At 57.2% G+C, this 11,575-nt stretch carries 14 protein-coding genes; 12 read left to right on the forward strand and 2 right to left on the reverse strand.

All coding sequences use genetic code 11. The features are described 5' to 3' along the window. The first annotated feature begins 41 nt into the window (after positions 1 to 41). A complete protein-coding gene (plsY, locus tag GBC03_27155) occupies positions 42 to 659 on the forward strand; it encodes a glycerol-3-phosphate 1-O-acyltransferase PlsY (protein QFS73635.1) in 618 nt (205 codons plus the stop codon). A 33-nt stretch (positions 660 to 692) separates the two neighbouring features. Here plsY and GBC03_27160 read toward each other — a convergent pair whose 3' ends face one another. Next, positions 693 to 1,625 carry a LysR family transcriptional regulator gene (locus tag GBC03_27160; GenBank protein ID QFS73636.1) on the reverse strand — a complete coding sequence of 311 codons (933 nt, stop codon included), beginning with the start codon at positions 1,623 to 1,625 and terminating at the stop codon, positions 693 to 695. A gap of 211 nt (positions 1,626 to 1,836) precedes the next feature. On the opposite strand from GBC03_27160, the gene ttdA reads away from it, so the two are divergent. The 10 genes from ttdA to ureG all read left to right on the forward strand — a co-directional run bounded on the left by ttdA (position 1,837) and on the right by ureG (position 9,918). After that, entirely contained in the window at positions 1,837 to 2,748 is a 912-nt protein-coding gene (gene ttdA, locus GBC03_27165; protein ID QFS73637.1) for a L(+)-tartrate dehydratase subunit alpha, read from the forward strand. After that, the gene (gene ttdB / locus GBC03_27170; protein QFS73638.1) at positions 2,745 to 3,350 is read left to right on the forward strand and encodes a L(+)-tartrate dehydratase subunit beta; all 606 of its coding nucleotides are present in this window, start codon (positions 2,745 to 2,747) and stop codon (positions 3,348 to 3,350) included. The genes ttdA and ttdB overlap by 4 nt, the downstream gene beginning before the upstream one ends. Positions 3,351 to 3,398: 48 nt before the next feature. Then, complete coding sequence (locus GBC03_27175) at positions 3,399 to 4,862, forward strand: DASS family sodium-coupled anion symporter (GenBank protein ID QFS73639.1); 1,464 nt, start codon at positions 3,399 to 3,401, stop codon at positions 4,860 to 4,862. A 207-nt stretch (positions 4,863 to 5,069) separates the two neighbouring features. Beyond that, the gene (locus GBC03_27180; GenBank protein QFS73640.1) at positions 5,070 to 5,810 is read left to right on the forward strand and encodes an urease accessory protein UreD; all 741 of its coding nucleotides are present in this window, start codon (positions 5,070 to 5,072) and stop codon (positions 5,808 to 5,810) included. 10 nt (positions 5,811 to 5,820) lie between these two features. Beyond that, complete coding sequence (locus GBC03_27185) at positions 5,821 to 6,123, forward strand: urease subunit gamma (GenBank protein ID QFS73641.1); 303 nt, start codon at positions 5,821 to 5,823, stop codon at positions 6,121 to 6,123. A gap of 9 nt (positions 6,124 to 6,132) precedes the next feature. After that, positions 6,133 to 6,453 (forward strand): urease subunit beta, encoded by a 321-nt coding sequence (locus GBC03_27190; GenBank protein QFS73642.1) that lies wholly within the window; start codon positions 6,133 to 6,135, stop codon positions 6,451 to 6,453. Next, positions 6,446 to 8,149 carry an urease subunit alpha gene (ureC, locus tag GBC03_27195; protein ID QFS73643.1) on the forward strand — a complete coding sequence of 568 codons (1,704 nt, stop codon included), beginning with the start codon at positions 6,446 to 6,448 and terminating at the stop codon, positions 8,147 to 8,149. The genes GBC03_27190 and ureC overlap by 8 nt, the downstream gene beginning before the upstream one ends. A 9-nt stretch (positions 8,150 to 8,158) precedes the next feature. Continuing rightward, a complete protein-coding gene (gene ureE, locus GBC03_27200; GenBank protein QFS73644.1) occupies positions 8,159 to 8,617 on the forward strand; it encodes an urease accessory protein UreE in 459 nt (152 codons plus the stop codon). Next, positions 8,617 to 9,291, forward strand: coding sequence for an urease accessory protein UreF (locus GBC03_27205; GenBank protein ID QFS73645.1), 675 nt, complete (start codon positions 8,617 to 8,619; stop codon positions 9,289 to 9,291). The genes ureE and GBC03_27205 overlap by 1 nt, the downstream gene beginning before the upstream one ends. Positions 9,292 to 9,300: 9 nt before the next feature. Continuing rightward, the gene (ureG, locus tag GBC03_27210; protein QFS73646.1) at positions 9,301 to 9,918 is read left to right on the forward strand and encodes an urease accessory protein UreG; all 618 of its coding nucleotides are present in this window, start codon (positions 9,301 to 9,303) and stop codon (positions 9,916 to 9,918) included. Between the two features lie 133 nt (positions 9,919 to 10,051). On the opposite strand, the gene tsaD is transcribed toward ureG, so the two are convergent. Continuing rightward, positions 10,052 to 11,065 carry a tRNA (adenosine(37)-N6)-threonylcarbamoyltransferase complex transferase subunit TsaD gene (tsaD, locus tag GBC03_27215; protein QFS73647.1) on the reverse strand — a complete coding sequence of 338 codons (1,014 nt, stop codon included), beginning with the start codon at positions 11,063 to 11,065 and terminating at the stop codon, positions 10,052 to 10,054. 227 nt (positions 11,066 to 11,292) lie between these two features. Here tsaD and rpsU point away from each other — a divergent pair, with 227 nt between their 5' ends. Next, entirely contained in the window at positions 11,293 to 11,508 is a 216-nt protein-coding gene (gene rpsU, locus GBC03_27220) for a 30S ribosomal protein S21 (GenBank protein QFS73648.1), read from the forward strand. Positions 11,509 to 11,575: the final 67 nt, after the last annotated feature.

Here is an 11,575-nt window from a genome sequence, read left to right on the forward strand (position 1 = left end):
GAAGTAGCGTTTTACACGACATTTTCAAAACGGAACAGCTTATGAGTGCAATCGCGCCTGGAATGATCCTCTTCGCGTACCTCTGCGGCTCCATTTCCAGTGCCATTCTGGTCTGCCGCATTGCTGGCTTGCCCGACCCGCGTAGCAGCGGATCCGGTAACCCTGGCGCGACCAACGTGTTACGAATCGGTGGCAAGGGAGCAGCCGTAGCGGTCCTGATTTTCGATGTCCTGAAAGGGATGTTGCCCGTCTGGGGCGCGTATGCGCTGGGCGTCAGCCCGTTCTGGCTGGGCCTTATCGCTATCGCCGCCTGTCTGGGGCATATCTGGCCAGTATTCTTCGGTTTCAAAGGTGGGAAAGGCGTGGCGACGGCCTTTGGCGCTATCGCACCTATCGGTTGGGATCTCACCGGCGTGATGGCGGGCACCTGGTTGCTCACCGTTCTGTTGAGCGGCTATTCATCGCTGGGGGCAATTGTCAGCGCGCTGATTGCACCGTTTTATGTCTGGTGGTTCAAACCGCAGTTCACCTTCCCGGTCTCCATGCTGTCGTGCCTGATTTTGCTGCGTCATCATGACAACATCCAGCGTCTGTGGCGCCGCCAGGAGACAAAAATCTGGACCAAACTGCGCAAGAGACGCGAGAAAGATCCCGAGTAAGGTTGGCCGGAAAATGGCGTTGTCCAGCCCGGCCTACAGCACCTGATAGCCTTCGTCCGGCTTGCCTAATCGTTGCTGGCACCATGCCGCCAGAAACTCCACGCAGACCCTGAGCTTCACGCTGCGATACAACGGCTCCTGATAAACCGCCCAGATGTTGGCGCTCTGCGCGTACTCCGGCAACACTCGCACCAGTTTGCCGCTCGCCAGAAACGGTTGCACATCCCACTCTGAACGCAACATGATGCCTTTGCCTTCCAGCGCCCATTGCAGAACGACCTCACCGCTGTTGGAAGAGAGATGCCCGCTCACTTTGACCGATTTTTTCGTCGTGCCATTTCCCAGTTCCCATATTCCGTGAGTCATGTCACGCTCTTTTGTCACCAGACAATCGTGGTGACTTAATTCCTGCAAGGTTTTTGGCTCAGGATATTTCTGTAAATATCCGGGGGAGGCACACAATATTCTTTTATTCTTTGTTAACAAATGCGCAATATAATAATCAGGGATTTCATCGTTAATGCGAATATCAAGATCGATATTATCCTGAACCAAATCAATTTGCCGATCGAAGAGTTCAAAATGGACCTGTAACTCAGGATAATTGCGCATCAGTTCGGTAATGGCAGGCGCAATGTGACTGCGGCCAAACCCGAAGCTACAACCAATACGAATCATCCCTTCCGGTCGCGTTTTGATTTGCGTCACTTCATCTATCAGGCGCTGATATTGCGTGAGGATCGCCAGCGCCTGTTCATAACAGCGTTGGCCACTTTCCGTCAGCGCCACACCGCGCGCAGAGCGGTTAAGCAGCGTGGTGTCGAGCGTGGTTTCCAGGATCTGAATCCGCTTCGTCACAAAGGCAGGCGTTTGTCCGAGGGTGCATGCCGCTGCGCTAAAGCTGCCCGTATGGACAATTTCCACCAGCACCTGAAGGTCTTTGGCTAAGGGCCAGTTTTTGAGCATTTTTCGGGTTATCCATGAAGTTGATACCTCAAGTGTAATTCGCAATCTACGGTTAATCTCTGCCTTTGCTCAATTTTCATCATCTTTCTTCAGCATCATTCACGAACTGTTAATTGCATATACACAGTGGCAAATAATATAAAACCACACATTTAATGGTAGTTTGTGAAAGAGAATTTATTTCCAGAAAAATAAAAGAACTGGAGTTGACATGATGAGCAATCAAAATAATCAAAATGCGGTTAATACGTTGACGGAAATAGTCGCCAACTTTACCGCCATGATATCCACCCGTATGCCCGACGATGTGGTGGACAAATTAAAACAGCTGCGGGACGCCGAAACATCAAAGATGGGGCAAATCATCTACCACACGATGTTCGACAACATGCAAAAAGCGATTGATCTTAACCGTCCGGCCTGTCAGGACACCGGTGAGATCATGTTCTTCGTGAAGGTCGGTTCCCGTTTTCCACTGCTGGGTGAGTTGCAAAGCATTCTCAAGCAAGCGGTGGAAGATGCCACGGTGAAAGCGCCGCTGCGCCACAACGCCGTAGAAATTTTTGACGAAGTGAATACCGGTAAAAACACCGGTAGCGGCGTACCGTGGGTAACCTGGGATATTGTGCCCGACGGCGATGACGCGGAAATTGAAGTCTATATGGCCGGTGGTGGTTGCACGCTGCCGGGGCGCTCCAAAGTACTGATGCCTTCCGAAGGTTATGAAGGCGTAGTGAAATTCGTCTTTGAAAACATCTCGACGCTGGCCGTCAACGCCTGCCCGCCAGTGCTGGTCGGCGTGGGTATCGCCACCTCCGTTGAAACCGCCGCCGTACTGTCGCGCAAAGCAGTATTGCGCCCGATTGGCTCCCGCCATCCGAATCCAAAAGCGGCAGAGCTTGAGCTGCGTCTGGAAGAGGGGCTGAACCGGCTGGGCATTGGTCCGCAAGGGCTCACCGGCAACAGTTCCGTGATGGGCGTACATATCGAATCCGCCGCGCGTCACCCGTCAACCATCGGCGTTGCCGTCTCCACCGGCTGCTGGGCGCACCGCCGCGGCACGCTGCTGGTCCATTCTGACCTCTCCTTCGAAAACCTGTCTCACACCCGGAGCGCGTTATGAAAAAGATCCTCACAACCCCGATCAAAGCCGAAGACCTGGAAGACATCCGCGTTGGCGATGTGATCTATCTGACCGGTACGCTGGTGACCTGCCGCGACGTCTGCCACCGCCGACTGATCGAACTGAAGCGCCCGATCCCCTACGACCTCAATGGCAAAGCGATTTTCCATGCCGGGCCCATCGTACGTAAGAACGGTGAAAAATGGGAGATGGTCTCCGTCGGCCCGACCACCAGTATGCGTATGGAAGCCTTTGAAAAAGAGTTCATTGAGCAGACAGGCGTCAAACTGGTGGTGGGTAAAGGCGGCATGGGACCGCTGACGGAAGAAGGCTGCCAGAAATTCAAGGCGCTGCACGTAATCTTCCCGGCCGGTTGTGCGGTGCTGGCCGCCACCCAGGTGGAAGAGATCGAAGAGGTGCACTGGATGGAGCTCGGTATGCCGGAATCGCTGTGGGTTTGTCGGGTGAAAGAGTTCGGTCCGCTGATTGTCTCTATCGACACCCACGGCAACAACCTGATCGCCGAAAACAAAAAACAGTTCGCCGAGCGTCGCGGTCCCATCGTCGACGAAATCTGTGAACACGTGCATTACATCAAATAACCCTTCCGGAGAGGCCTGCGCCTCTCCCTCTTTCGCAGGGATACGACAATGGCACCTTTATCTGGTTGGTGGCGATATCTGGCTCCGCTGGTGGTCATCGCCATTATTGCTGTTTTGCCCGTCCCCACCGGTCTTGAGAGCCACACCTGGCTCTACTTTGCGGTCTTTACCGGCGTCATCGTGGGACTCATTCTGGAACCTGTACCCGGCGCAGTCGTGGCGATGATTGGGATATCGATTATCGCAGTCCTCTCGCCGTGGCTGTTGTTCAGCCCGGAACAGCTCGCCCAGGACGGCTTCAAATTTACCTCCAAGGCGCTCTCGTGGGCGGTTTCTGGTTTTTCTAACTCGGTTATCTGGCTGATTTTCGCCGCCTTTATGTTCGGCACCGGGTATGAAAAAACCGGCCTCGGTCGGCGTATCGCGCTGATGCTGGTGAAAAAAATGGGGCACCGCACGCTGTTTCTCGGCTATGCGGTGATGTTCTCAGAACTGATCCTTGCCCCTGTTACCCCCTCTAACTCCGCACGCGGCGCAGGGATCATCTACCCGATTATCCGCAACCTGCCGCCTCTCTATAACTCACAACCCAACGATCCCAGTGCCCGCTCCATCGGCTCTTACATTATGTGGATGGGGATCACCGCCGACTGTGTGACCAGCGCCATTTTCCTGACGGCAATGGCACCAAACCTACTGCTGATTGGCCTGATGAAGACCGCCTCTCATACGGTGCTCAGTTGGGGTGACTGGTTCTTAGGCATGCTGCCGCTGAGCATTTTGCTGGTTCTGCTGGTGCCGTGGCTTGCCTATGTGCTGTATCCACCCGTGCTGAAGTCGGGCGATCAGGTGCCGCGCTGGGCGGAGTCGGAACTGAAAGAGATGGGGCCGCTCTGCTCGCGTGAGAAAAAGATGCTGGTGCTGATGGTAGGCGCACTGGTGCTGTGGATCTTCGGCGGAGACTATATCGACGCAGCCATGGTCGGTTACAGCGTCGTCGCTCTGATGCTGGTGCTGCGCATCATCTCCTGGGATGACATCGTCAGTAATAAATCGGCGTGGAACGTCTTCTTCTGGCTGGCCTCGCTCATCACTCTCGCAACCGGACTGAACAACACCGGCTTTATCACCTGGTTTGGCAAGCTGCTGGCCAGCGGGTTGAGCGGCTACTCACCGGTGCTGGTGATGATCGCGCTGATCGTGGTGTTCTGGCTGTTACGTTACTTCTTTGCCAGTGCAACGGCCTACACTTCCGCGCTGGCACCAATGATGATCGCTGCCGCGCTGGCGATGCCGGAAATTCCATTACCGGTATTCTGCCTGATGGTCGGTGCGGCTATTGGTCTGGGCAGCATTCTCACCCCGTATGCGACCGGTCCAAGCCCTATCTACTATGGTAGCGGTTATCTGCCGACGGTTGATTACTGGCGGCTGGGGGCAATTTTCGGTCTGATTTTCCTGGTGCTGCTGCTGGCGACCGGGTTGCTCTGGATGCCTCTCGTTTTGCTTTAACCTCGTTGGGGCGGCAGGGCTGTCGCCCCCTTTTTCCATAAGCGTCTCATATGACCGTTTTCCCCCTCTGCTGAGGCATACTTTTTACTATGCAAACACCCTCACGCTGATAAGGGAAACGCTCTGGATACCGTTGCGCACAAGACACCAACACGGGGCTGGCAGGCCGAACTCGACCTGCGGTTTAGCCATACCGCGCATAAAACGGTGCTCACTCGCGCACACCACGTCGGTCCCCTGACGGTTCAACGGCCGTTTTATCCGCAAGACGATGTTTGCCATCTCTATTTACTCCATCCTCCCGGCGGAATTGTCGGCGGTGATGAACTCCAGATTTCCGTCACGCTGGACGAAAACAGCCATGTATTAATCACCATGCCCGGTGCGGGCAAGTTTTATCGCAGCGCAGGTCCGCTGGCACGACTGCTCCAGACGTTTACGCTGGCCCCGAACGCGACGCTGGAATGGCTGCCGCAGGATACGAGCCTGTTCCCGGGCGCTAACGCCAGCCTCTGCTCCATATTTCATCTCACCGCCGAAAGCCGCCTGCTGGGCTGGGATCTGCTCTGCTTCGGGCGACCGGTCATGCAAGAGACGTTCAGCCACGGCGCATTGCATAACCGCCTGGAAGTCTGGCGTGACGGGCAGCCGCTGCTCATCGAGCGCCTGACGCTGCGTGATGGGGATCTCGCGGCCATCGCCAGTCAGCCGTGGTGCGGCACCCTGCTCTGTTATCCGGCCACGGAACAGATGCTGGACGGCGTGCGCGAACGTCTGGCTCCGCTCGGTGATTATGCCGGGGCAACGCTCGCCGACCGGCTGCTGACGGTCCGTTTTCTGGCAGACGACAACCTGATCGTTCAGCGCGTCATGCGTGAAATCTGGCAGTTTTTGCGCCCGCTGTTAACCCAAAAGCCACCGCACCCGCCGCGCATCTGGCAAACCTAAGAGACTCCCTATGGAACTGACTCCCAGAGAAAAAGACAAGCTGTTGCTCTTTACCGCCGCGCTGGTCGCGGAGCGCCGACTGGCGCGCGGGCTGAAGCTGAATTACCCGGAATCGGTGGCGCTCATCAGCGCATTCATCATGGAAGGGGCGCGCGACGGCAAAAGCGTCGCTGCGCTGATGGAGGATGGCCGCCACGTTCTGAACCGTGAACAGGTGATGGAAGGCGTTCCGGAGATGATCCCGGACATCCAGGTTGAAGCGACCTTTCCGGACGGTTCGAAGCTGGTCACCGTTCACAGTCCGATCGTCTAAGGAGCAACCATGATTCCAGGTGAATACCGGATCGCGACAGGAAACATTGCGATCAACGCAGGGCGTGAAACGCGCACGATCGTGGTGGAGAATCATGGCGATCGCCCTATTCAGGTGGGTTCGCACTACCACTTTTACGAGGTCAACCCGGCGCTCCGCTTTGCCCGCGAATCCGCGCTGGGTTTTCGTCTGAATATTCCGGCGGGGACAGCGGTACGTTTTGAGCCGGGGCAAAAGCGAGAGGTCGAGCTGGTACGCGTGGCGGGCGCACAGCGTATTTTTGGCTTTCGCGGCGACGTCATGGGTGCGCTGGAGGTGAAACATGGCTGAAATTTCCCGACAGGCTTACGCCGACATGTTCGGCCCGACCACCGGCGATAAAGTACGTCTGGCGGACACGGAGCTGTGGATCGAAGTGGAAAACGATCTCACCACCTATGGCGAAGAGGTCAAATTCGGGGGCGGCAAAGTGATCCGCGACGGCATGGGCCAGGGGCAGATGCCGTCTCAGGATTGCGTGGATTTGGTGATCACCAATGCGCTAATCGTCGATCACTGGGGGATCGTCAAAGCGGATATCGGCATTAAAGACGGCAGGATCTTTGCGATTGGCAAAGCCGGGAATCCGGATATTCAGCCTGACGTGACGATCCCAATCGGCGTCGCCACTGAAGCGATCGCCGGCGAAGGCAAGATCGTGACGGCGGGTGGCGTGGATACCCATATTCACTGGATCTGTCCGCAGCAGGCGGAAGAAGCGCTGGTCTCCGGTGTGACGACAATGATTGGTGGCGGCACCGGACCGGCTGCCGGCACCAATGCCACCACCTGCACGCCGGGACCGTGGTATATCGCCCGAATGCTACAGGCGGCGGACACATTGCCCGTCAATATCGGCCTGCTGGGCAAAGGCAATGGTTCCCATCCCGATGCGCTGCGCGAGCAGGTTGCCGCTGGCGCCATCGGCCTGAAAATCCACGAAGACTGGGGTGCGACGCCTGCGGCTATCGACTGCGCGCTGACCGTAGCCGATGAGATGGACATTCAGGTGGCACTGCACAGCGATACATTAAACGAGTCGGGCTTTGTCGAAGATACGCTGGCAGCGATTGGCGATCGCACCATCCACACGTTTCACACCGAAGGGGCCGGCGGCGGGCATGCTCCGGATATCATCACTGCCTGCGCACATGCCAACATTCTTCCTTCTTCCACCAACCCGACACTGCCCTACACCGTCAACACCATTGATGAGCATCTCGACATGCTGATGGTTTGTCACCACCTGGATCCGGATATCGCCGAGGATGTCGCCTTTGCCGAATCCCGGATCCGTCGGGAGACCATCGCCGCCGAAGACGTGTTGCATGACATTGGCGCGTTTTCGCTGACCTCATCGGACTCTCAGGCAATGGGACGCGTGGGGGAAGTGATCCTGCGCACCTGGCAAGTGGCGCACCGGATGAAAGTGCAACGTGGCCCGTTAGCGGAAGAAACGGGTGATAACGATAATCTGCGCGTGAAGCGCTACATTGCCAAGTACACCATTAACCCGGCGCTGACTCACGGCATCGCCCACGAAGTCGGTTCGATTGAGGCCGGGAAGCTGGCGGATCTGGTGCTCTGGTCCCCTGCTTTTTTCGGCGTGAAGCCAGCCACAATCGTGAAGGGCGGCATGATCGCCTGCGCGCCGATGGGTGACATCAATGCCTCCATCCCCACGCCGCAACCGGTGCATTACCGCATGATGTTTGGCGCGCTCGGCGCGGCACGTCATCATTCCCGGCTGACCTTTCTGTCACAGGCGGCGGTGGAAAACAGCGTCGCGCAGCAACTCAATTTGCAAAGCCAAACCGCCGTGGTGAAAGGCTGCCGGACGGTGAAAAAAGCCGACATGATCCACAACAGCCTGCAACCCAATATCACCGTGGATGCCCAGACCTATGAGGTCCGTATCGACGGTGAACTGATCACCAGCGAACCCGCTGACGTTCTGCCAATGGCGCAGCGTTACTTTTTATTTTGAGGAGCCGAGATGCTGTTATTGACGCAACGCGTTGACACCCCAGCGCACGTCACCGCCACGCTGACGCTGCCAATTGATATCCGCGTGAAGAGTCGGGCGAAAGTACAACTCAATGACGGGCGCGAGGCGGGGCTGATGCTGCCCCGTGGCCTGCTGCTGCGCGGCGGCGACTGCCTGAGCACTGAAGACGGCACGGAAGTGGTGGAAATCATCGCCGCCAGCGAGGCGGTGTCGGTGGTGCGCTGTGCCGATCCGTTCCTGCTTGCGAAAGCCTGTTATCACCTCGGTAACCGCCACGTCCCATTACAAATTCTGCCGGACGAACTGCGCTATCACCACGATCATGTGCTGGATACGATGCTGCGCCAGTTCAAACTGCAGGTGACGTTTGCGCATTTGCCGTTTGAACCTGAGGCCGGGGCGTATGCCAGTGAATCTCATGGTCATCACCACAGCCATGCGCACTGATGCGTGATGCACTGCAGCAGTTGCGTCTACTGCAACTCGCCAGCAGCAGTCTGCCGGTGGGATCGTTTACCTGGTCACAGGGGTTGGAGTGGGTAGTTGAGACCGGCTGGGTGAACAGCGTGGACACCTTCGCACGCTGGCAAACCCGGCAGATGGAAAACAGCGTTTTCACCGTCGACCTGCCGCTGTTCGCCCGGCTGTATCACGCCTGCGAACAGGATGATATTGATGCCGCGCGACGCTGGACGGCGTATCTGCTGGCCTGTCGGGAAACCCGTGAGCTACGGGAAGAAGAGCGCAGTCGGGGCGCGGCGTTCACCCGACTGGTCGTCGACTGGCAGCCAGAATGCCCGCAGCCATGGCGCACGCTATTTGCCGACAGTCAGCTCTGCGGTATGGCCTGGCTGGGCGTGCAGTGGCGCATTCCGCTGCCCGACCTGGCCTTAACGTTCGGATACAGTTGGATTGAGAGTGCGGTGATGGCCGGTGTCAAACTGGTGCCGTTTGGTCAGCAGGCAGCCCAGCGGCTGATTATTACGCTTTGCTCGCAGTATGCCGAGGGCATGGCGCAGGCGCTGGCGTGCCCGGACGACGGTCTGGGTTCCGCCACACCGCTGGCAGCCATCGCCTCTGCACGCCATGAAACGCAATATTGCCGTTTATTTCGCTCCTGAGGAGAGACAATGAGTGAGTACAAACATCCCCTGCGCGTTGGCGTAGGCGGCCCGGTGGGTTCCGGTAAAACCGCCCTGCTGGAAGCGCTATGCAAAGCGATGCGCGACCGCTGGCAACTGGCGGTGGTCACCAACGATATCTACACCAAAGAGGATCAGCGCATTCTCACCGAAGCTGGCGCGCTGGCACCGGAACGCATTGTCGGTGTGGAAACCGGCGGCTGTCCGCACACCGCCATCCGCGAAGATGCCTCGATGAATCTGGCCGCGGTGGACGCGTTAAGCGAAAAATTCGGCAATCTGGATCTGATTTTTGTTGAGAGCGGCGGCGACAACCTGAGCGCCACCTTCAGCCCGGAACTGGCGGATCTCACTATCTACGTGATCGACGTGGCCGAAGGGGAAAAGATCCCGCGAAAAGGCGGACCGGGGATCACCAAATCGGATTTCCTGGTGATCAACAAAACCGATCTCGCTCCCTATGTAGGCGCGTCGCTGGAGGTCATGGAACGCGACACGCTGCGTATGCGTGGCGAGCGCCCGTGGACGTTTACCAATTTAAAATCGGGTGACGGTCTGGCGACAATTATTGCGTTTCTGGAAGACAGAGGAATGCTGCGGGTGTAGTGCGGGTGTATGCGGTGTATTGCCGGGTGGCGGCTTCGCCTGACCCGGCCTACGGTCTTGTCGATCCGGTAAACGCAGAGAATAGATTCGCAGGCCCGGTAAGCGCAGCGCCACCGGGCAGGACAGAAAGCGCTTATGCCGCAGGCAGCTCCGCCAGCGGCCAGCGCGGTCGTACGGTCACGCCGAGATCCGCCGTGGCCCCCGCTTTAAAGCGCACCATACCGGCATAAGCTATCATCGCCCCGTTGTCGGTACAAAATTCCGGACGGGCATAGAACACGTCGCCACGACGTTTTTGCATCATCTCCGCCAGCTTCGCCCGCAGCGTACGGTTGGCGCTGACGCCGCCCGCCATCACCAGACGCGTAAAGCCGGTCTGATCCAGCGCCCGCTTGCACTTGATCATTAGCGTATCCACCACCGCGTCTTCAAACGCCCGGGCGATATCGGCACGAGTTTGATCATCATCGCCGTTATTACGAATCGTATTCGCCGCAAAGGTTTTCAACCCGGAGAAGCTGAAATCCAGCCCCGGACGATCGGTCATGGGCCGCGGGAAAACAAAACGTCCGGCGGTGCCCTGCGACGCCATTTTCGACAGCATCGGGCCGCCAGGGTAGTCGAGTCCCAGCAGCTTGGCGGTTTTATCGAACGCTTCACCGGCAGCGTCGTCAATCGATTCACCGAGCAACGCATACTGCCCAACGCCCGTCACGCTGATAAGCTGGGTATGTCCCCCCGATACCAACAGCGCCACAAAGGGGAATTCTGGCGGGTTATCTTCCAGCATCGGTGCCAGCAGATGCCCTTCCATATGATGTACAGGGATAGCGGGCACATTCCATGCAAACGCCAGCGAACGACCGACGGTTGCGCCGACGAGCAGCGCGCCAACCAGACCCGGTCCTGCGGTATACGCCACCGCATCAATCTCTTTCGCACTCAGTCCCGCCTCTTTCAGCGCCGCCTGAATCAGCGGCACCGTTTTGCGGACATGATCGCGGGAGGCCAGTTCAGGCACGACCCCGCCGTAGTCAGCATGTAATTTCACCTGACTATACAATTGGTTGGCTAACAGACCTTTTTCGTCGTCGTAAATGGCGATGCCGGTTTCATCGCAGGATGTTTCAATTCCCAGTACACGCATGACTTGTTTCTACCTCACGTTATTACCGCGCAGTGTAGGTCGAATGCGGGTAGATGTATACCCTCACTCCCGATTTCGTGTATACTCTTCCCCCTTATAAAAGTCCCTTTCAAAATCGCATCGGTGCTTTACAAAGCAGCAGCAATTGCAGTAAAATTCCGCACCATTTTGAAATAAGCTGGCGCTGATGCCAGCGGCAAACCGAATTTATCAAAGGTGAGAGTTACATGCCGGTAATTAAAGTACGTGAAAACGAGCCGTTCGACGTAGCACTGCGTCGCTTCAAGCGTTCCTGCGAGAAAGCAGGCGTTCTGGCGGAAGTTCGTCGTCGTGAGTTCTATGAAAAACCGACTACCGAACGCAAACGCGCCAAAGCTTCTGCTGTGAAACGTCACGCGAAGAAACTGGCTCGCGAAAACGCACGCCGCACTCGTCTGTACTAATCTCTGTCGGGGGCTGAGGCTCTCGATTCAGACCGAGTTGTAGTTGTAAGGCCGTGCTTCCGAAAGG

The sequence above is a fragment of the Citrobacter telavivensis genome, from assembly GCA_009363175.1.
Lineage (GTDB): Bacteria > Pseudomonadota > Gammaproteobacteria > Enterobacterales > Enterobacteriaceae > Citrobacter_A > Citrobacter_A telavivensis.

Excerpts from the sequence above, each read along its gene's own strand:
- plsY (QFS73635.1), top strand. The coding sequence starts at position 42 with ATGAGTGCAATCGCGCCTGGAATGATCCTCTTCGCGTACCTCTGCGGC.
- GBC03_27160 (QFS73636.1), bottom strand. The coding sequence starts at position 1,625 with ATGCTCAAAAACTGGCCCTTAGCCAAAGACCTTCAGGTGCTGGTGGAA.
- ttdA (QFS73637.1), top strand. The coding sequence starts at position 1,837 with ATGATGAGCAATCAAAATAATCAAAATGCGGTTAATACGTTGACGGAA.
- ttdB (QFS73638.1), top strand. The coding sequence starts at position 2,745 with ATGAAAAAGATCCTCACAACCCCGATCAAAGCCGAAGACCTGGAAGAC.
- GBC03_27175 (QFS73639.1), top strand. The coding sequence starts at position 3,399 with ATGGCACCTTTATCTGGTTGGTGGCGATATCTGGCTCCGCTGGTGGTC.
- GBC03_27185 (QFS73641.1), top strand. The coding sequence starts at position 5,821 with ATGGAACTGACTCCCAGAGAAAAAGACAAGCTGTTGCTCTTTACCGCC.
- GBC03_27190 (QFS73642.1), top strand. The coding sequence starts at position 6,133 with ATGATTCCAGGTGAATACCGGATCGCGACAGGAAACATTGCGATCAAC.
- ureC (QFS73643.1), top strand. The coding sequence starts at position 6,446 with ATGGCTGAAATTTCCCGACAGGCTTACGCCGACATGTTCGGCCCGACC.
- ureE (QFS73644.1), top strand. The coding sequence starts at position 8,159 with ATGCTGTTATTGACGCAACGCGTTGACACCCCAGCGCACGTCACCGCC.
- GBC03_27205 (QFS73645.1), top strand. The coding sequence starts at position 8,617 with ATGCGTGATGCACTGCAGCAGTTGCGTCTACTGCAACTCGCCAGCAGC.
- ureG (QFS73646.1), top strand. The coding sequence starts at position 9,301 with ATGAGTGAGTACAAACATCCCCTGCGCGTTGGCGTAGGCGGCCCGGTG.
- tsaD (QFS73647.1), bottom strand. The coding sequence starts at position 11,065 with ATGCGTGTACTGGGAATTGAAACATCCTGCGATGAAACCGGCATCGCC.
- rpsU (QFS73648.1), top strand. The coding sequence starts at position 11,293 with ATGCCGGTAATTAAAGTACGTGAAAACGAGCCGTTCGACGTAGCACTG.